This is a genomic window from Mesorhizobium sp. WSM4308, assembly GCF_002294905.1.
Taxonomy (GTDB): Bacteria; Pseudomonadota; Alphaproteobacteria; order Rhizobiales; family Rhizobiaceae; genus Mesorhizobium.
In genome coordinates this window covers 13,701-34,020 of sequence record NZ_NSFW01000018.1, presented here as the reverse complement: position 1 = coordinate 34,020, position 20,320 = coordinate 13,701, and the positions used below count along the sequence as shown (strand labels likewise).

The window sequence follows — 20,320 nt, the reverse complement described above, 5'->3', positions numbered from 1 at the left end:
GGTCCCGGACAATACATCTCCATCGACTCAGAGCCTTCGAGTACGCGAGAAACCATGGCGGATGACAGACTTCCACGCGATCCCTTGAAGCGCGAAGCCGCCATTGCGGCCGCGCGGCCGTTCGTGCATCTGCGCGTGCATTCGGCCTATTCGCTGCTCGAGGGCGCGCTCCAGCTCGGCAAGATCGTCGGCCATGCCGTGAAGGACGAGGCGCCGGCGATCGCCGTCACCGACACCAACAATCTGTTCGGCGCGCTCGAATTCGCGCAGAAGGCGGTGAAGGACGGCATCCAGCCGATCATCGGCTGCCAGATCGCGCTCGCCTTTTCCGGTGAGAACAGCGATGGCCAGCGCGACCGCCGACGTCAAGGCCCGGAGATGCGGCCGGTCGTTCTGCTCGCCGCGACCGAAGCCGGCTATTCCAACCTGGTCAGGCTGGTCAGCCGCGTCTACCTGGAAACGCCGCCCGGCGAAGCGGTGCATCTGACGACTGAGATGCTGGAGGGAAAGGCCGATGGGCTGATCTGCCTCAGCGGTGGGCCGCGCGGCCCGATCGGCAACGCCTTGAAGGAGGATCGCCGCGATCTGGCCGAGGCGCGGCTTTTGACGCTCAAGGCGATGTTCGGCGACCGGCTCTATGTCGAATTGGACCGGGTCGCGGGCTACGACCGGGTCATCGAACATCAGACGATCGATCTCGCCTACGCGCACGAACTACCGCTTGTCGCCACCAACGAAGCCTTCTTCTCGTCGCGCGACGATTATGAAGCGCATGACGCGCTGATTGCCATTGCCGAAGGCTCCGTCGTCGCCGTCGACACCCGCCGCCGGCTGTCGCCGGACAATTTCCTGCGCAGCCAGGCCGAAATGGCGCAATTGTTCGCCGACCTGCCGGAAGCGATCGACAACACGGTCGAGATCGCGCAGCGCTGTTCCTACTATCCAAAAACCCGCAGCCCGATCCTGCCGCGCTTCACCGGCGGCGATGGGTCCGATAAGGACGCGGCCGAAAAGGCCGAGGCCGCGGAGCTGGCGCGCCAGGCGCGCGAGGGGCTCGACGCGCGGCTTGCGCTGCACGGGCCGACGCCGGGCTACACGGTCGAGCAATATCGCGAACGGCTCGAGTTCGAGCTCGGCATCATCGAGAAGATGAAATTTCCGGGCTACTTCCTGATCGTTGCCGACTTCATCAAATGGGCCAAGGCGCAAGGCATTCCAGTCGGACCGGGCCGTGGTTCGGGCGCCGGATCGCTGGTCGCCTATTCGACGACCATCACCGATATCGATCCGCTGCGCTTCTCCCTGCTATTCGAGCGCTTCCTCAATCCCGACCGCGTGTCGATGCCCGACTTCGACATCGACTTCTGCCAGGATCGCCGCGAAGAGGTGATCCGCTACGTCCAGCAGAAATACGGCCGCGACCAGGTCGGCCAGATCATCACTTTCGGTACGCTGCAGGCGCGCGCCGTGCTGCGCGACGTCGGCCGTGTGCTGCAGATGCCTTATGGCCAGGTCGACAAGCTGTCCAAGATGGTGCCGCAGAACCCGGCCAATCCGGTCAAGCTCGCGGATGCCATCGCCAACGAGCCGCGCTTTGCCGAAGAGGCCGAGAAGGAGCCGATCGTCCAGACGCTGCTCGACATGGCGCAGAAGCTGGAAGGCCTTTACCGCCACGCTTCCACACACGCCGCCGGCATCGTCATCGGCGACCGGCCTTTGTCGGAACTGGTGCCGATGTACCGCGATCCGCGCTCGGACATGCCGGTCACCCAGTTCAACATGAAATATGTCGAGCAGGCCGGGTTGGTGAAGTTCGACTTCCTCGGCCTGAAGACGCTGACCGTGCTGGAGACGGCGGTGAAGCTGATCCGCCGGCGCGGCATCGACATCGATCTGGCGACGATCCCGCTCGACGACCCCGAGACCTACGCCATGCTGTCGCGCGGCGAGGTGGTCGGCGTGTTCCAGGTGGAAAGTGCCGGCATGCGCAAGGCGCTGATCGGCATGCGGCCCGACTGCATCGAGGACATCATCGCGCTCGTTGCCCTCTACCGGCCTGGCCCGATGGAGAACATCCCGACCTACAATGCCAGAAAGCATGGCGAGGAGGAGATGGCCTCGATCCATCCGAAGATCGACCATCTGGTGAAGGAGACGCAAGGCGTCATCGTCTACCAGGAACAGGTGATGCAGATCGCGCAGGAGCTGTCCGGCTATTCGCTCGGGGAGGCCGATCTTCTGCGGCGCGCCATGGGCAAGAAGATCCGCGCCGAGATGGACAAGCAGCGCGAGCGCTTTGTCTCGGGTGCGGTCGAGCGCGGTGTCAGCAAGCCGCAAGCCGACTTTATTTTCGACCTGCTGGCCAAGTTCGCCGACTACGGTTTCAACAAGTCGCACGCCGCCGCCTACGCCGTGGTCTCGTACCAGACCGCCTATCTCAAGGCGCATTATCCGGTTGAGTTCCTTGCCGCATCGATGACGCTCGACATGGGCAATACCGACAAGCTTGCCGACTTCCGCCAGGACGCACTGCGCCTCGGCATCGAGGTTCTGGCGCCGTCGGTGATGACGAGTTTCCGGCCTTTCGAGGTCGGCGAGAACCGCATCTATTACTCGATGGCGGCGCTCAAGGGCGTCGGCGACGCGGCGGTCGAGCACATCGTTGCCGTGCGCGGCGAAAAGCCGTTCAAGAATCTCGCCGATTTCTGCGAGCGGGTCGATCCCAAGATCGTCGGCAAGCGCGTCTTCGAAAGCCTGATCATGGCCGGCGCGCTCGACTGCTTCGGCCATGACCGCGCCCAGATGATGGCTGGGGTCGAACGGATGATGGGATTGGCGTCACTTGCCCAGCAGAACGCCGTTTCCGGCCAGGCCGATATTTTCGGCGCCTCGCTCGGCGCACAGTCGCAGGCGCTGAACCTGCCGGCGACGGACCCATGGCTCGCGGCCGACCGGCTGCACCGCGAATTCCAGGTCGTCGGCTTCTATCTCTCGGCCCATCCGCTCGACGAATACAAGGCGGCTTTGCAGAAGATGCGGGTGCAGAACTGGGCGGAGTTCTCGGCCGCCGTCAAACGCGGCGCTTCCGCCGGCCGCCTGGCAGGCACGGTGACCAGCAAACAGGAGCGCAAGACGCGCACCGGCAACAAGATGGGCGTCGTGGCCTTTTCCGATACTTCCGGCCAGTACGAGGCCGTGCTGTTTTCCGAAGCGTTGGCGCAGTACCGTGACCTGCTCGAAGCTGGCCGCTCCGTCGTGATCACCGTCGCGGCCGAGGACCGGCCCGAGGGCGTCAATTTGCGCATCAACTCCGTGCAATCGCTGGAGGAGGAGGCAAGCCGCATTCAGAAGGCGCTGCGCATATTCGTCAGGAACGATGGACCCGCCTCGATAATCCAATCCCAGCTCACCCAGCGCGGTGAAAGCCAGGTGAGCATCATCGTGATCAAGGAAGAGGCCCAGGGCGAGGTCGAGATCGCCTTGCAGGGCGGCTACCGCGTTTCGCCGCAGATTGCCTCGGCAATGCGCGCCGTGCCCGGTGTGGTCGAAGTGGAGTTGGTGTGACCCCCGCCCTTGGCAGGCGTCGGCACATGCCGCCCATGTCATCGCGATCGGCATGAAGGCCGCGGACAAGCGAGCATCACAGGATCGTTCCGCCATGGCGCGGCTGCGCGACACGCTGCGCAGGCTCTATCATGGGCGCCCGCCCGCCGCCTTCCGGTTTCACGTTGCGGCAATCGTCATCGATCTCGCCATTGTCGCCTTCTTCATCGCGACACCCGTCATCCAGCAATCGGCCTCGTTCCTATGGCTGGATTATGCGGTGGCCGCGCTCGTCGGCGCCGATCTGATCGCCCGGCTGCTGGCCTCAAACGACATGCTGCGCCTGATGAAGCAGCCGACTTCCTGGGTGGATGTCTTCATCCTGTTGACGCTGCTGATGCCGACGGCGCTCGCCAATCTCGGTTTTCTGCGGATCCTGCGGCTGTGGTCGCTGTCGCGCAGCGGTTCGATCTGGCGGCATTTCGAGATGCGTGGGCTCAGGCCCTGGCGCGAGGCAAGCCATGCGGTCATCAACCTCCTGACGTTTCTGTTCGTCATCACCGGCTTCGTCTACACCTTCTTCTTCCGTAATGGAGCCGGCCTGGAAAACTACATCGACGCGCTTTATTTCACCGTCGCCACGGTGACGACGACCGGCTTAGGCGACATCGTGCTGCCGGGAATGGCCGGCAAGCTGACGGCGATCGTCACCATGATCATCGGCATATCGCTGTTTGTCAGGCTGGCGCAGGCGATGTTCCGGCCGGCCAAGGTGTTCTTTCCCTGTCCGCAATGCGGGCTGCAGCGGCATGAACCGGATGCCGTGCACTGCAAGGCCTGCGGGCAAGTCCTCAACATACCGAACGAAGGCGGCTGACGGGCCGAACGCTACGATGCCGCCACTTCAGCCGGCTGTACCGGTTTGCGCTGCAGATTGAGCAGATTGCCCATCAGGATCAGCAGCGCGCCACCAGCGGTGAAAGCGTCGATCTGCTCGTGATAGAGCAGCCAGCCGACCAGCGCCGACAAGGGCACCCGCAGGAAATCCATCGGCGAAATGACGGTCGCATCGGCATAGGTAAGCGCGCGGGCCATGCAGAAATGTGACGACATGCCGGTGAAGGCGATCAGCAGGATCCAGGGCCAGAGTTCAAGCGATGGGGTGCGCCACACGTAGAGCGCGGGGATGAGGCCGAGCGCCGACTGGATGATCAGCATCCAGAAAATGATGCGCACGACGCTGTCGGTGCGCGTCAGCGATTTCACCAGCACCAGCGATATGCCGAAACAGACCGCGGCGCCCAGCACGACCAGATGTCCGGGATCGACCGCGTCGACGCCTGGACGGACGATGACCACCACGCCGATCAGGCCGAGCACGACTGCCGCCAGTTTCGGCCGGCTCAGCCTTTCGCCGAGAAAAGTCACCGCCAGGATCGCCGTCCAGATCGGCGTGGTGAATTCGATCGAGATCAGCACAGCCAGCGGGATCAGCGTCAAGGCGTAGAGCCATGCCGCCTGGCCGCTATAGTGGACGACGTTGCGGGCGAGATGGGCGAGGGGACGCTGCGTGCGCATTGCCGCGAAGCCGCCGCTCGCCAGCACCAGCGGCAAGAGGATGAAGAAGCCGATCACCGAGCGCAGTTCCAGCACCTGGAAGACATTGAGTTCGGCCGTCGTGGCGCGGCCGGCGACCGACATAGCCAGGAAAGAGCTGATCGACAGCGCCATCCAGAACGCGGCCTTGGGGATCGAGGGGGTGGGTGCCATGGCAGCTATCTCGCAGGCTGGGGCTTTTACCGCAATTGCTAGTCACTCCATTCTTCTGGGCCAGTTGCAGTGGCGTGATGTGCAAAACGGTCATGTCGCGAGCGGAACCCGATAGGGCAGTGGGCGTTGAGTCCCGGTATTCAGCCGAGCTTCGCAGGACGTCTTTCAGCGTCGACAGGGAGAATTTCGATGAGACCATTCGCGCAATTTGCGCTTGCCGGCTGTCTCCTGGTCGCGGCAGGCACGGCACATGCCGACGAGACCAAGTTTCTCCAGTCGTTCAAGGGCAGTTTTGCCGGCAAGGGCACTGTCCAGTTGACCACCGATGTGCCGAACGTCAGTGTTTCCTGCAGCTTCAAGTCGAACGCGACCTCGACCTCGCTCTCGCTGGATGGCAATTGCCGCGGTCTCGTTTTGGTGACGCGGGCCATCAGTGCCAAGTTGAAGGTGACGGGTGCGAAATATAGCGGCGTCTATGTCGGGTCGCGCACCGGGCCTGCACAGCTGAACGGCAGCCGTTCGGGCGACGCGATCAATCTTGGCATTCGCTGGGCCCAGGAGGTCAATGGCGATCGCAAGGCGCGGATGACGGTCGAGAAGCGAGGCGAGAACGGCATCCGTCTGACGGTCACCGATACCGATCCCAAAACCGGCAAGAACGTGGTGATGAGCCGGATCGATCTGACGCGCGTCTGACGGCAGGATCCGACTGAACCTCGACACATCCGGTATCCAGGATCAGTCTTCCAGCGGCTCTGGCGGATGGGCATCGCGACCCCTGCCGAACGTATAGCCGGTCTCCACCGCCTTGCGGCCGAATTTGTCGCGCAGCGCATCGATCGCGCCTTCGGCCATGGCGCGTTTGCGCGACTTGACGTCGACCAGATCCGGCGGGTCGGCCTTGTCGTCGTCGGAGAGGTCGCTGACGCCGATGCCGAGCAATCGAAATTTCGTGCCGTCCGTTTCCCTGCGAAGAAGCTCCACCCCGGTCTGGAAGATACGGTCCGCGAGCCGCGTCGGGTCGCCGAGCTGGCGGTTGCGCGTGCGCAGTTTGAAATCCTGGGTCTTCAGCTTCAGCACCACGGTGCGTCCGGCAATGCCTGACTTTTTCAGCCGCGCCGAGACCTTTTCCGAGAGCCCTCTCAGCACTGCGACCAACTCGTCCAGCGACGCGATGTCGGTGTCGAAGGTGGTTTCTGCCGACACGCTCTTGGCGTCCTGGTCGGGGTCGACGCGGCGAACGTCCTCGCCACGCGAAAGCCGGTAGAGCCGGTCGCCCATCACGCCGTAGCGGCGCATCAGGTCGCCACGCTCCATCGTCTGAAGCTGGCCGATGGTGCGGATGCCGTCGCGTTCCAGCGTGGCGTTGAACGCCTTGCCGACGCCCCAGATCATGGTCACCGGCTGCGTCGCCAGGAAGCCGACCGCCTCGGCCTCGCCGATGACCGAAAAGCCGCGCGGCTTGCGGAAGTCCGACGCGATCTTGGCGAGGAACTTGCAGTAGGAGAGGCCCGCGGAAACGGTGATGCCGATCTCTTTCTCGACGGCCAGCGCGAAGCGCGCCAGAACCACGGCCGGCGGCAGGCCGTGCAGCCGTTCGGTGCCGGCGAGGTCGAGAAACGCCTCGTCGATCGACAGCGGCTCGACCAGCGGCGTCAGCGCCTGCATCATGGCGCGCACCTCGCGGCCGACACGTACGTACTTTTCCATGTTGGGCGGGATCACGACCGCCTCGGGGCAGGCCTCGAGCGCCTTGAACATCGGCATGGCGGAGCGCACGCCCCGGATGCGGGCGATGTAGCAAGCGGTGGAGACGACCCCGCGCTTGCCGCCGCCGATGATCAGCGGCTTGTCCTTGAGCGCCGGGTTGTCGCGCTTTTCGATCGCCGCGTAGAAGGCGTCGCAATCGATATGGGCCAGATGCAGCCGGTAAAGCTCGCGATGACGGGCAAGGCGAGGGCTGCCGCAGCGCTGGCAGCGGCGCGATTCACCGCGCTGAAACGTCAGGCAGTCACGGCAAAAACCGTGATCGGGATTGTTGACAGGGGCCGCCATCACTGCGAACATAAAGAGAACAGAGGCAATGGTACGACAGTGCAGGGCTAGCGACAAGCTTGGCCTGGGGAGAACCATATGAGCACGACCGTAGTACCGCTGGCGCCCGAGCTGTGGCCTGATTTCGAGGACCTTTTCGGCAAGCAGGGCGCCTGCTACGGCTGCTGGTGCACGCATTTCCGGCTGGCGCCGGCGGCGAGGCGCGAGAGCAGCCGCGAACGCAACAAGGACCATATCAAGGCGCGCATCGAGGCCGGCCCGCCCCCCGGCCTGCTGGCCTTCGAGGACGGCAAGGCGGTCGGCTGGATGCAGATCGGGCCGCGCGCCGACGTGCCTGAATGGAACAACAAGGGCAGGGGCTCGGCGCCGATCGATCCCGCCGACGCTTCCGATCCGGCCGTCTGGGCGATCTCCTGCTTCTTCGTCCGCGCCAAGGCGCGGGGCCGGGGCATCACGCACCGCCTCGTCGAAGGCGGCATCGATTTCGCCCGCGGCAACGGCGCACGGCTTGTCGAGGCCTGCCCGATCGACCTGTCGCGCGATTCGCGCTCGATCGGCCTGTTCGTCGGCTCGTCGGGGGTGTTCGAGAAAGCCGGGTTCGAGAGGCTGGTGGAACGCAAGGCGGGCCGGCCGCTGATGCGGCTGGTGCTTTGATCTCGTTTTTGTCGGCGGGCGTTGTTGATTTCATCTTGCAGTTGTGGCGGTAACTTCATACCCGCATGAAAGAAACGGAGAATTTTTGTGAAACGTGCCCTGCCTTTCGCTTTCATGGCGACGGCAGCCAAGACGGTGACGGCGATGCAGGCGCGAAACAGAGCCCCTGAGGGTATAGCTTCACAGCGCTGATAACCGGCTCCTGCTTTTGGCTGACAGCCTGACTGTCATCATCTTGCAGTTGTGATGGTATTTCCCTACCAGAAGCACGAAACGATTTTTGCCTTTTCGATCAACGGAGACTTCCCGTGAACCGTATGTTGCCAATTGCCTTTGCCGCGCTTCTCTTCAGCGCGCCCGCCTTCGGCCAGACCGTCGACAGCAAGGGTGCCAAGCAATTGTCCGATGACCTGTCCCGCTATGTCGGCAAACAGGCGCTCGACAAGGGCATTCTGAAGGTTTCGGTCGAAGGCGACGCCTACAAGGTCGCGTTCGATCTCAAGGCGCTTGCCGCGACGGTTCCCGCACAGGGAAAGGTGAAACTCGACTTCGCGCCCTACGCCGTGCTGGTGAAGCCGCGCAGCGACGGGACCTGGGATGTCTCGATGGATTTTTCGCAGAGCGGATCCTTCGAGTTCAACGGGCCCGAGGGGCTGCAGAGCACCCAGTTTTCGATCAAGGACGGCAAGGGTTCCGGCATCTATGATCCCAGTCTGGCGGCATTCATCAGCGGCACCAGCTCGTTGGCCGGCATGACGATGGCATCGAAGGATGCCAAGCAGCAGATGGAGGCCAGCACTGGCGCCGGCACCGCGACCATCGCCGCCACCAAGGCCGCCAATGGCGGCGTCGATTTCACAATGTCGCAAAAGATTTCGAATTTCGCCGAGGCGATCAAACTGGACGATCCCGAGAACGGGCTGAATTTTCCGGTCACCATCAAGTCGCCGGAATTGTCGGTGGAAGCCAGCGGCAAGGGCGTGCAGACGAGGCCGCTGCTCGACCTCCTGGCATTTGCCGTGGCCAATGAGGACGAGAAGACGCTGAAGGCAAACCAGGCGCAGCTCAAGTCCCTTCTGCGCGCAGCGCTTCCGGTGTGGGAGCGCATCGACGGCACCTATGGCTTCAAGGATTTCGCGGTCGACAGCCCGATCGGCACTTTCGGCGCAACCCAGCTCAGCACCGCGTTCGGCAGCGACGGCGTTTCCCAGAGCGGCAAGGTCACCTACGGCATCAAGGCGTCGGGCCTGACCGTGCCGCAGCAGCTTTTGCCGAGCTGGAGCGTGGCGTTGCTGCCCACCGATATCGACCTGAACTTCGGCGGTGCCAATATCGATCTCGACACCATGGCGAAGAAGGCGATCGAAGCCTTTGATCTCAATCAGGATCCGCCGCTGTCGGCCGAGTTCGGCGACCAGCTCAAGACCGACTTCCTGGCCAAGGCGCCGAAGGTCGTCATTAGCCACAGCGTTGTGAAGAACAAGGACATGGAGATCGCGCTGGAAGGCGAGATGACGAGCTTCGGCCAGAAACCCGACGCAAATCTCACCGTCGATGTCGCCGGCTTCGACAAGATCATGGCGCATCTGCAGGAAGCGGCAAAGGCGGAACCGGAGGTCGGGCAGTACGTGCCTGTCGCTCTCATGGTCAAGGGCTTTGCCAAGACGCTGCCGGACGGTCGGCTGGAATGGGCCGTCAGCACCAAGGCCGATGGCTCGGTCACCGTCAACGGCGTCATGCTGAAGCCCGCCGATCCGGCGGTGGACGACAGCGTCGACGACGGTGACGGCGCGGACGACAGCAGCGGCGGCGACAATGGCGATGGCGCCAATGGTGGCGGCAGCGACAATGGTGGCGACAGCGATAATGGTGGGGCCGGCGCGAAGCTGAATCCTTGAGGTTGGGCTTTCCAGCAATTCCAGGAAAAACGCACAGCGTTTTTCCCTTGGGAATTGCGTGTAACGTTTTAGAGCCCCAGCGCGCCGACGATCTTCGGCGCGGCTTCGTGCCAGTCCTGGACGACGATGACATCGTCCGGGACGGGCGGCAGGAACGCACGCAGCGAATTGTCCGCCATCAGGTGGAAAAGATTGGCGTCGGTGACCGATTCCCGCACCGACGCCAGATTGTGCGGCTGATCGTCGACGAAGGCCACCGGCCGGCCGCTCTTGCCGCGCAGCCTGGCCACTGCCGGTCCCTTGGCCATTTCGGTGGTCAGCAGCGGATAGTTCAGACCCAAGGCATCGAGATGCGCGCGGCGCACGGCACGATGCCGGTGCGGCATGGCCGTGAGCATTATGATTTCCGCGCGGTCGCCAAGCCTTGCCAAGGATTCCGCGGCGCCGTCGGTTATGCTTTGCCAATCGGCCTGCGCGTCAAAGAAATCACCCAGAAGTGCCGTGACTTCCGGCTGTTCGATCAGCCGGCCGCTGGCCGTTTCGGCAATGTTGCCGGTCAGCCGGAAGGACGCCAGCGTCAGCCCATAGCCGCGCGACTTCAAGAAATGCGGGAAGGGGCGGATGAATTCGAGCACGACATCGTCGACGTCGAGCACCAGCAGCGGCCGGTCGTCCGCTGACAGTTCCTCGATCTGGCGCGCGGTCTCGGGATCATCGCTCATATGGACCGCTCATGGTTGTCGTCGCCGAGCGGCAGTGCGCGCAACGCCTTGCCGACGGCGGCCGGCGGCGTGCCGGTTTCCTCGGCAAAGCGCATCAGGGTCGGCTCATGGGCAAGTATGAACTGCAGCACGCCGGCCAAAAAGCCGGGCTCGCCTGCGGCCTTGCGGATCGAATGCGCCTCTATTCCGGTGATCGCCAGAAAGCGCGGCAACAGCTCCGGATCAGAGGCGACGAAGCCCAACGCCTTCACGGCAATGGTTTCCGCCTCTTCGCGCATTGACGCCGCGTTTGCCATCACTACCTTCGGTACGTGGAATGAGTCTCTTCCGCAGTAATGGCAAGAGTTGCTTGCGGCAAGCCTTTACAGCGCCGCGCGCCGTTTGGACGCGCAGCGAGGCGAGGTGGAATTCGCGCTGCTTTGCAGCCCGGAGGTTTCCGTTTCGTCAATTATATTGCCGTATAGTGAAGCAGGGTTTGGTGCGTTCAACCGGGAGCGCATGACGGCCACCTTCGAGCGGAAGGACGGCCGGGACGGGATGTCGATGCCTAAGAAGGTCATGATCGTCGAGGACAATGAGCTCAACATGAAGCTCTTTCGGGACCTCATCGAAGCGAGCGGTTACGAGACAGTGCGCACCCGCAATGGTCTGGAGGCGCTCGACCTGGCACGTCAGCACAGGCCGGATCTCATCCTGATGGACATCCAGCTGCCCGAAGTGTCGGGGCTGGAAGTGACCAAATGGCTGAAGGAAGATGACGATCTGCACGTCATCCCGGTCATCGCCGTGACCGCCTTCGCCATGAAAGGCGACGAGGAGCGCATCCGCCAGGGCGGCTGCGAGGCCTATATTTCGAAGCCGATCTCGGTGCCGCGTTTCATCGAAACCATCAAATCTTACCTGGGCGATGCCTGATGTCCCTTTCCAGCCGAGCCGGAGCCTTGTGAAATGACCGCGCGGATCCTCGTCGTCGACGACATCCCTGCCAATGTGAGGCTGCTGGAGGTCCGGCTGCTGGCCGAATATTTCGAGGTGCTGACCGCCACCAACGGGCCTGACGCCATCGAGACCTGCGAGAACGGCAAGGTCGATGTCGTGCTGCTCGACGTGATGATGCCCGACATGGACGGGTTCGAGGTCTGCCGCCGGCTGAAGAGCGATCCCGCGACGTCGCACATCCCGGTGGTGATGATCACCGCGCTCGACCAGGTTTCCGACCGCGTGCGCGGGCTCGAGGCCGGCGCCGACGATTTCCTGACCAAGCCGGTCAACGACCTGCAGCTGATGACGCGCGTCAAGAGCCTGGTCCGGTTGAAGTCTCTCACCGACGAGCTCAGGCTGCGGGCCTCGACGACGCGCAACATCGGCATCGAGGAACTGCTCAGCCGCAATTTCGCGTCCGAGGACACGACGCCGAAGGTGCTGTTGATCGACGAGCGCAAATCGTCTGTCGAGCGCATCCAGAAAATGCTGCGCGACCGCGCCGAACTCGATGTCATCGGCGACCCGCATGCCGGGTTCTTTCAAGCCGCCGAGACGTCCTATGAATGCGTGATGATCTCCACGGCCTTCACCGATTTCGATCCGTTGCGGCTCTGCTCGCAATTGCGCTCGCTCGACCGCACCCGTTTCGTGCCGATCATCCTTTTGGCCGAGGAGGGCGAGGAGGAGCGTATCATCCGCGGCCTCGAGCTGGGCATCAACGATTATCTGATGCGACCGATTGACCAGCAGGAGCTGACGGCGCGGTTGCGCACCCAGGTGCGCCGCAAGCGCTACAACGACCAATTGCGCGCCAGTGTCACCCAGACCATCGAGATGGCGGTGACCGACGGCCTGACCGGGCTGCACAACCGCCGCTATCTCGACAGCCATCTGCAGACGCTGTTCGACCGCGCCGTGGCGCGGCGCCGGCCGCTGTCGGTGATGATCACCGATCTCGACCGTTTCAAGTCGATCAATGATGCGTATGGGCATGATGGCGGCGACGAGGTGCTGCGGGAATTCGCGCGGCGGCTGCGCAAGAATGTCAGGGGTATCGACCTTGCCTGCCGGTTCGGCGGCGAGGAGTTCGTCGTGGTGATGCCGGACACCGATGGCGCCGTGGCAGAGAAAGTGGCCGAACGCATCCGCGCCGAAATCGCCCAGAAGCCGTTCGCCATTGGCGCCGACGGCAAGACGATCGAGGTCACCGTCAGCGTCGGCGTGTCGTCGGTGCTGAAGGGCGTGGACACGGTGGCGGCACTGATGAAGCGCGCGGATCTCGCGCTCTATGAAGCCAAGAGCGGCGGCCGCAACCGCGTCGTAGCCAAGGCGGCGTAGGCGCCCGCGACCGATTCCACGGTCAATCCAATAAGGTTAGCTATTTACCTTAATCCAAGCGATTCGCGAGCCTTGGTTAAGAAATTGTTGATTTTCATAAGCTCTTGCGCAAATGTGAAGGCCAAGACGAAGCCGGCACGAGGGTAGACAACCGGCTCGATCCCTGAAATACCCCATGATGCTCAGGTCCGCCGCATCTCCTGGGTCCGTGGGGTCGGCCGGCCGGCGCTGGCACATAGTGGCCTCCTCGTACCGCTGCCAAACGCCGACCGGCCCCCTTCCTTCAACAGAACATCAGAACTTCGTGCCAAGGCACGACGTTCTCTGATTTTTTTGGCTGTGAGCAATCCGGGCCCCCGTCCTCGATCCACGGCTGTCGGCCGGCCGAGCGCGGGAAAGTACCCCTTCCATTTCATACATATGGCGCACAAAGGGCTTGCGGCAAGACCCGGCCCCTCCCGTAAAAACCACGCGATCAGGCGCGAAAACGGGAGTAGCGATTAATGATTTCGGAGCATGCGGTGGCGATCGCCGGGGGCGGTCCGACAGGATTGATGCTGGCGGGGGAGCTGGCTTTGGCGGGCATCGACGTTGCCATTGTCGAGCGGCGCCCGACCCAGCAGCTGGTCGGGTTGCGCGCGGGCGGCCTGCACGCGCGCACCATCGAAGTTCTCGATCAGCGTGGAATTGCCGACCGGTTTCTCTCGCAAGGGCAAAGCTTCCCGACCGTCGGCTTCCACATGATCCGTTTGGATATCAGCGATTTTCCCAGCCGGCACAACTACCTGCTGGCGCTGCGGCAAAACCATATCGAACGGATATTGGCCGACTGGATCGACGAGTTGGGGGTGCCGATCTATCGCGGACAGGACGTCACCGGTTTCGCGCAGGATGATGGCGGCGTCGACGTGGAGCTGTCCGGAGGCCAACGGTTGCGGGCACAATACCTCGTTGGCTGCGACGGCGGGCGCAGCACGATCCGCAAGGCGGCGGGTATCGAGTTCCCCGGCTGGGATCCGACGATAAGCTGGATGATCGCCGAGGTCGAAATGTCCAGTGAGCCGGCACTGGGCTTTCGCAGCGACGCCTACGGAATTCATGCGATAGGCAAGATCGAAGACAGCGACCGGCTGGGTGTCGTTCTGACCGAGAGACAATTGACCATCGGCGGCGAACCGACGCTGCAAGATCTCCGTGAGGCGCTTGCTGCAGTCTATGGCACCGATTACGGGATCCACAGTCCGACCTGGATCTCGCGCTTTACCGACATGACACGGCAGGCCGCCGCCTACCGGGACAGACGTGTCCTGCTGGCCGGCGACGCCGCGCACATCCACCCGCCGATGGGCGGGCAGGGCCTCAACATCGGCGTGCAGGACGCGGTCAATCTGGGGTGGAAGCTGGCCCAGGTGGTCAAGCGGACCTCACCGGAAAGCCTTCTCGACAGTTATCACGCCGAGCGTCATCCGATCGCCGCTCGCGTGCTGCGCAACGCGAAGGCACAGGTTGCGCTTCGCCGTATGGATGCCAGCACCAAGGCGTTGAACGACATCTTTACCGAACTGCTTGGCATGGATGAGCCGCGCAAACGGATCGCGGGGGAGATGTCCGGTCTGGGTGTACATTACGATCTCGGCGAGGGACATCCACTGCTTGGGCGGCGGATGCCCGACCTCGACCTGGCCACCGCCAACGGTCCGGTGCGGGTCTTCAGTCTGCTGCATGACGCCCAACCGGTGCTTCTCAACCTCGCTGAGCCAGGCGGACTGGACATTGCGCCCTGGGCGGATCACGTCCGGCAGATGGAGGCTGGATATGACGGCCCCTGGGATCTGCCGGTTCTCGGGACGGTGGCCGCACCGGCCGCCGTGCTGATCCGGCCCGATGGCTATGTCGCCTGGGTTGGGGTCGGAACCCAACAGGGGATGGCTGAGGCGCTGACCACCTGGTTCGGACCGCCCGCCGGCTAGCGCATAGATGGAGTCGGGTCCACGCGATGCCCTGAAGCCGCATCGCGTGGCAGCTTGCGACAAGGCAGAAGCCGACAGTCCTCCTGACAATCAGTTGACAGGAGGTTTCATCTGTGCAGAAATTGGTTGGACCATTGGACCACTTGAAGTCGGGAGGATTTGTGGACCAGAACAGCCTGCCACCCATTCAGACGACGGCGCGCGATGACGCCGTGCTGAAGGCGTTGGTGGGTTTTGTTCGCGCCGAAGCCTTGCAGCCGGGCGACCGGCTTCCAACCGAACGCATCCTGGCCGAGCGGCTGAAGGTCAGCCGCAACACGGTGCGCGAGGCGCTGACGCGGTGGGAGGGGCTTGGCCTGGTCGAGCGCCGGCAAGGCAGCGGCACCTATCTCAAGGCGGCTGTTTCGCCCGACATGCTGCACATGCCGCTGACGCTGGCAGGCGGCAACGACTTCACCAGCCTGATGCATACGCTTGAAATTCGCCGCGCGCTGGAAGCGGAGGCGGCGGCCCTTTGCGCCGAACGCGCCAGCCCCGCGGACATTGCCGAAATCATGCGCAAGCTCGACATCATGGAGCAGGCCTTCCGCACCCGCGACGGCATGTCGTCGGAAGAGGACTGGGAGTTCCACCAGGCGATCTACCGGGTCTCCGGCAATCCGCTGTTCGAGCAGATCATCGCCGCCATGCACGAGCTGTTCCATCGCTTCTGGGAGCATCCTCTGGGCGTGCGCGATTTCGGCCACGCCAGCTTTCCCTATCACCGCACCATCTACGAATGCATTGCCGCACGCGACCCGCAAGGCGCCCGTGCCGAGGCGCTCAAGCTGATCGCCACCGTCGAGGACGATCTCAAGCGCGGTGCCGCCAAACTCAAACTTTCGAGCCAGACATGAACGAGCATCCGACCGGTTTCGATCACGATTATCTTGCCGAGGCGGCAACGCTTCTGGCGCATGACGAGCCGTTCCCCGGCGGCGCGGTGGTGCCGCCGATCTATCAGACCTCGCTGTTCACTTTCGCCAGCTATGCCGAAATGGCCGATACATTTGCCGGCAAACGAAAACAGCCGATCTATTCGCGCGGCGACAATCCGACCGTGATGGAGTTCGAAGCGCGCGTCGCCGCGCTCGAGGGCGCCGAGGCCGCGCGCGGCTTTTCCAGCGGCATGGCGGCGATCAGCGCCACCGTGCTTGCCTTCGTCGGGGCGGGCGAGCGCATTGTCGCGGTGCGCAACTGCTATGGCGATGCCTACCGGCTGTTCGAACGGTTGTTGCCGCGGCTCAACATCAAGGTCGACTATGTTGACGGCTCCGATCCGGATGCGGTCGCGGCGGCACTTCCCGGCGCCAAGCTGCTCTACCTGGAAAGCCCGACCTCGATGATGTTCGAACTCCAGGACATCGCGCATTTGACCCGGCTGGCGAAAGAGCAGGGCATGGTCACCACGATCGACAATTCCTGGGCAACGCCGGTGTTCCAGAAGCCGATCTCGCATGGCGTCGACCTGGTTTTGCATTCGGCCTCGAAATATCTCGGCGGCCACAGCGACACAGTCGCCGGCGTGGTGGCGGGCTCGGCCGCCCATATCAGGCATATCAACGAGCAGACCTATTCTTATCTAGGCGGCAAGCTGTCGCCATTCGAGGCCTGGCTGCTGCTGCGCGGCCTGCGCACGCTGCCGCTGCGCCTGCCGCACCACATGAAGAGCGGCCTCACCATCGCCGAACGGCTGAAGGCGCATGCCCATGTCGAGCGCGTCAACCATCCAGCCTATTCGAACCATCCCGGCAAGGCGACGCTGGCCGGCTATGCCGGCCTGTTCTCCTTCGAGGTCACGGACGATATCGACATCCCGGTCTTCGTCGACGCGCTGAAGTATTTCCGCATCGGCGTCAGCTGGGGCGGGCATGAAAGCCTGGTCGTGCCGGCCAAGGCGTCGCTGGAGCAGACGCCGGGACTGAATTCGATGGCGCGCTTCGGCGTCAGCCCCCGAACCATCCGCTTCAATGTCGGATTGGAAAGTGTCGAAGACCTCTGGGCCGACGTCGCCCAGGCCTTCGAAAAAGCCAGAAAATAACAAGCGGGTTCAAAATGGGAGTCTTGAACATGAAAAAACTGACCGTCATGCTTGCCACCGTTGCGGGGCTGGCAATTTCCGCCGGGAGCGCGCTGGCTGATTCGACCCTGAAGATGGTCGAAGTCATCACCAGCCCGCCGCGCACCGAATTCCTGAAAAAGCAGATCGCCGAGTTCGAGGCCGCCAATCCGGGCGTCAAGGTCGAGCTGATCTCGCTGCCCTGGGGCCAGGCCTTCGAAAAGTTCCTGACCATGGTGCAGGCCGGCGACACGCCCGACGTGGTCGAGATGCCGGAACGCTGGATGGGCCTCTATGCCAACAATGCCCAGCTCGAGGATCTCGGTCCCTACATGGCCAAATGGGATGACGCCAAGACGCTCGGCGAGCGCGCCAAGCAGTTCGGCTCGACCGTCAACAACACCCAGTTCATGATCCCCTACGGCTACTATGTGAATGCGCTGTTCTGGAACAAGAAGCTGTTCAAGCAGGCCGGCCTCGACGGCCCGCCGGCGACGCTCGACGAGTTCGTCGCCGACTCCAAGAAGATCTCCGCCATTCCGGGCAAATACGGCTACTGCCTGCGCGGCGGACCCGGCGCCTTCAACGGCATGCACATGTTCATGAACATCGCCCAGGGCAAGGGCGGATACTTCAACGAGGACGGCACCTCGACCATCAACGAGGAGGGCTCGGTCAAGGGCCTGCAGATGCTGGCCGACATGTACAAGGACGGCTTGGCGCCGAAGGATGCGGTGAGCTGGGGCTTCAACGAAACCGTCACCGGCTTCTATTCCGGCACCTGCGCCATGCTCAACCAGGATCCGGACGCGCTGCTCGGCATCGCCGACAAGATGAGCGCCGACGACTTCGCCGTGGCGCCGCTGCCAGTCGGTCCGAGCGGCAAGTCCTATCCGACGCTCGGCTATGCCGGCTGGGCGATGTTCGCCAACTCGCAGCACAAGGACGATGCCTGGAAGCTGATGGCGACGCTGCTCTCGCCCAAGGACAATCTCGAATGGGCGAAGGAAGTCGGCGTGGTGCCGATCCACAACGGCGCCGACCAGGATCCGCATTTCAAGACCGAGCAGTTCAAGGGCTGGTTCACGGAGCTCAGCGACACCTCCAAATATGAAATGGTGACGCCGCCGACGCATCTGGAAAACCTCGGCAATTTCGTCGACCAGGTGGCGATCAAGAACTTCCAGGAAGTGCTGCTTGGCCAGAAGACCGCCAAGGACGTCGCCGACCAGTGGGCCGCTTTCCTGACCAAGGAACAGCAGGACTGGCTGGCGAAGAACAAGAAGTAGTCTTTCTTCCCTTCTCCCCGTTCACGGGGAGAAGGTGTCACGAAGTGACGGATGAGGGGCGGCGCCAAGTTTTGAGAAGCCAGCGCCGCCCTCATCTGCCTGCCCGTCCTCCGCAGCAGCTGCGCCGCAGCTTCGGAGGGTTGACCTGCATCTTCTCCCCGTCGAACGGGTGAGGACGCTGTTTTGCCTTCCGGCACCCACTGCCCACCGTAGAGCCAAATCGATGACCTACGCCGTGTCCGAAATCCGATCCGCCAGCAAGCCGCGACGAAAGCGGCTGTCGCACGCCGCCATCGAGCCCTGGCTCTATCTCAGCCCGGCGATCATCCTGCTGGTCGTGGTGCTTTTGGTGCCGCTGGTCATCGGCATCAGCTACTCCTTCCGCAAATTCTCGGCGTTCAAGTCGGAATATGTCGGGCTTGGCCAGTATCAGGCGATGCTGTCGGACCAGGTACTGGGCCAGGCGCTGGTCAACACGCTGTGGTGGACGGTTGCCAGCCTGTTCTTCCAATTCTTCCTCGGCCTTGGCCTGGCGCTGCTGCTCGACAAGCCGTTCCGCGGCCGCAAGGCGGTGCAGGCGCTGGTGTTCCTGCCCTGGGCGGTGCCATCCTTCCTGTCGGGCCTGACCTGGGCCTGGCTGTTCAATCCGATCATCGGGCCACTGCCGCACTGGTTGTTCGCGCTTGGGCTGAAGGCGGAACCGACCAATGTGCTCTCCGATCCTGCCACGGCGATGTGGGGGCCGATCGTCGCCAATGTCTGGTTCGGCATTCCGTTCTTCGCCATCACGCTGCTGGCGGCGCTGAAGTCCATTCCGTCGGAACTGCACGAGGCTGCGGCGATCGACGGCGCTTCGCCCTGGCAGCGCTTCACCAAGGTGACGCTGCCGTTCCTGGCGCCGACGATTGCCATCACGGTGATGCTGCGCACCATCTGGATCGCCACCTTCGCCGACCTGATCTTCGTCATGACCGAGGGCGGACCGGCCGGCTCGACCAACACGGTACCGGTCTACATCTATGTCAGCGCCTTCAAGTCGCTGGACAAGGGCTATGCCTCGGCGGTGGCCGTGCTGCTGCTTGTGTTGCTGATCGCCTATGCCATCGCGCTGATCGGCATACGCCGCTCCCTGGTGAGGCACGTCTGATGATCGCGGGACGCTCAACCTCACAACGGTTCTTCGGCGGCGTCGGCCTCTACGCGGCGATCGCGGCCTATGTGGTTTTCGCCTTGTTCCCCATCTACTGGACGCTGAAGATCTCGGTGACGCCGGAACGGCTGCTCTATTCCGAAGGCATCACCTTCTGGCCATCGCGCATGACACTGCAGAACTTCGTCACCGTGCTCGAGGCCACCGATTTCCCGCGCTACTTCCTCAACAGCGTCATCGTCTCGGTGTCGACGGCGGCCTTGGTGACGATCATCGCCACGCTTGCCGGCTACGCCATGTCGCGCTTCACCTTTCGCGGCAAGGCGGCGCTGGCCTTGATGCTGCTTTTGACCCAGACGTTTCCGCTGGTCATGGTCATTCCGCCAATCTACCGCGTCATGGGGCAGATCGGCCTGATCAACAGCCTGACGGGGCTGATCATCATCTACACCGCCTTCAACACCGCTTTCGCCACCTTCCTGATGCAGTCCTTCTTCGACGGCATCCCGAAGGATCTGGAGGAGGCAGCGATGATCGACGGCTGCACCCGTGCGCAGGCGATGCGCAAGGTGATCGTGCCGCTGACACTGCCGGGCATGGGCGCGACGCTCGGCTTCGTCTTCACCGCCGCCTGGAGCGAGCTTCTGTTCGCCCTGATGCTGATCTCCAGCGACGATCAGAAGACTTTCGCCGTCGGCTTGCTCACCTTCATCGGCAAGTTCGCCGTCGACTGGGGGCAGATGATGGCAGCGTCCATCCTGGCGCTGATCCCGGTCTGCATCTTCTTCGCCTTCCTGCAACGCTATCTCGTCACCGGCCTGACCGCCGGCGCCGTCAAAGGATAGATCG

17 protein-coding genes are annotated in these 20,320 nt (G+C 63.2%); 13 read left to right on the top strand and 4 right to left on the bottom strand.

Annotation, left to right across the window (positions count from 1 at the left end; translation table 11 throughout):
• Positions 1-54 precede the first annotated feature (54 nt).
• Both dnaE and CK227_RS28175 read left to right on the top strand, forming a co-directional pair.
• Positions 55-3,564: a DNA polymerase III subunit alpha gene (dnaE, locus tag CK227_RS28180; RefSeq protein WP_095772775.1), complete on the top strand. Its 3,510-nt coding sequence runs from the start codon at positions 55-57 to the stop codon at positions 3,562-3,564.
• A gap of 52 nt (positions 3,565-3,616) precedes the next feature.
• Positions 3,617-4,420 (top strand): ion channel, encoded by an 804-nt coding sequence (locus tag CK227_RS28175; protein WP_095772774.1) that lies wholly within the window; start codon positions 3,617-3,619, stop codon positions 4,418-4,420.
• Positions 4,421-4,431: 11 nt separating this feature from the next.
• Here the strand turns inward: CK227_RS28175 and CK227_RS28170 are convergent, their stop codons facing one another.
• Positions 4,432-5,313 (bottom strand): DMT family transporter, encoded by an 882-nt coding sequence (locus CK227_RS28170; protein ID WP_095772773.1) that lies wholly within the window; start codon positions 5,311-5,313, stop codon positions 4,432-4,434.
• Between the two features lie 189 nt (positions 5,314-5,502).
• Between CK227_RS28170 and CK227_RS28165 the strand changes: the two genes are divergently transcribed.
• Entirely contained in the window at positions 5,503-6,009 is a 507-nt protein-coding gene (locus CK227_RS28165; protein ID WP_095772772.1) for a hypothetical protein, read from the top strand.
• A gap of 42 nt (positions 6,010-6,051) precedes the next feature.
• On the opposite strand, the gene CK227_RS28160 is transcribed toward CK227_RS28165, so the two are convergent.
• On the bottom strand, positions 6,052-7,380 hold the full coding sequence (locus CK227_RS28160) for a DNA polymerase IV (protein WP_095772771.1): 1,329 nt from the start codon (positions 7,378-7,380) through the stop codon (positions 6,052-6,054).
• A gap of 66 nt (positions 7,381-7,446) precedes the next feature.
• Between CK227_RS28160 and CK227_RS28155 the strand changes: the two genes are divergently transcribed.
• Positions 7,447-8,022, top strand: coding sequence for a GNAT family N-acetyltransferase (locus tag CK227_RS28155; protein WP_095772770.1), 576 nt, complete (start codon positions 7,447-7,449; stop codon positions 8,020-8,022).
• Between the two features lie 317 nt (positions 8,023-8,339).
• Positions 8,340-9,920, top strand: a complete 1,581-nt coding sequence (locus CK227_RS28150) for a hypothetical protein (protein ID WP_095772769.1) — start codon at positions 8,340-8,342, stop codon at positions 9,918-9,920.
• 68 nt (positions 9,921-9,988) lie between these two features.
• On the opposite strand, the gene CK227_RS28145 is transcribed toward CK227_RS28150, so the two are convergent.
• The gene (locus CK227_RS28145) at positions 9,989-10,642 is read right to left on the bottom strand and encodes a hypothetical protein (RefSeq protein WP_095772768.1); all 654 of its coding nucleotides are present in this window, start codon (positions 10,640-10,642) and stop codon (positions 9,989-9,991) included.
• On the bottom strand, positions 10,639-10,938 hold the full coding sequence (locus CK227_RS28140) for a DUF3572 domain-containing protein (protein WP_032930433.1): 300 nt from the start codon (positions 10,936-10,938) through the stop codon (positions 10,639-10,641). The genes CK227_RS28145 and CK227_RS28140 overlap by 4 nt, the downstream gene beginning before the upstream one ends.
• Positions 10,939-11,185: 247 nt before the next feature.
• On the opposite strand from CK227_RS28140, the gene CK227_RS28135 reads away from it, so the two are divergent.
• The 8 genes from CK227_RS28135 to CK227_RS28095 all read left to right on the top strand — a co-directional run bounded on the left by CK227_RS28135 (position 11,186) and on the right by CK227_RS28095 (position 20,316).
• Positions 11,186-11,557, top strand: a complete 372-nt coding sequence (locus CK227_RS28135) for a response regulator (protein ID WP_006334976.1) — start codon at positions 11,186-11,188, stop codon at positions 11,555-11,557.
• A 33-nt stretch (positions 11,558-11,590) separates the two neighbouring features.
• Positions 11,591-12,964, top strand: coding sequence for a PleD family two-component system response regulator (locus CK227_RS28130; RefSeq protein ID WP_095772767.1), 1,374 nt, complete (start codon positions 11,591-11,593; stop codon positions 12,962-12,964).
• Between the two features lie 503 nt (positions 12,965-13,467).
• Complete coding sequence (locus CK227_RS28120) at positions 13,468-14,934, top strand: FAD-dependent monooxygenase (RefSeq protein WP_095772766.1); 1,467 nt, start codon at positions 13,468-13,470, stop codon at positions 14,932-14,934.
• Between the two features lie 161 nt (positions 14,935-15,095).
• Positions 15,096-15,830, top strand: a complete 735-nt coding sequence (locus CK227_RS28115; RefSeq protein WP_095772765.1) for a FadR/GntR family transcriptional regulator — start codon at positions 15,096-15,098, stop codon at positions 15,828-15,830.
• Positions 15,827-17,014 (top strand): PLP-dependent transferase, encoded by a 1,188-nt coding sequence (locus CK227_RS28110; protein ID WP_095772764.1) that lies wholly within the window; start codon positions 15,827-15,829, stop codon positions 17,012-17,014. Before CK227_RS28115 ends, CK227_RS28110 begins: the two co-directional genes overlap by 4 nt.
• Positions 17,015-17,043: 29 nt before the next feature.
• Positions 17,044-18,321, top strand: a complete 1,278-nt coding sequence (locus CK227_RS28105) for a sugar ABC transporter substrate-binding protein (RefSeq protein WP_095773080.1) — start codon at positions 17,044-17,046, stop codon at positions 18,319-18,321.
• Positions 18,322-18,544: 223 nt separating this feature from the next.
• A complete protein-coding gene (locus CK227_RS28100) occupies positions 18,545-19,468 on the top strand; it encodes a sugar ABC transporter permease (protein ID WP_095772763.1) in 924 nt (307 codons plus the stop codon).
• Positions 19,468-20,316, top strand: coding sequence for a carbohydrate ABC transporter permease (locus CK227_RS28095; protein WP_095772762.1), 849 nt, complete (start codon positions 19,468-19,470; stop codon positions 20,314-20,316). The genes CK227_RS28100 and CK227_RS28095 overlap by 1 nt, the downstream gene beginning before the upstream one ends.
• Positions 20,317-20,320: the final 4 nt, after the last annotated feature.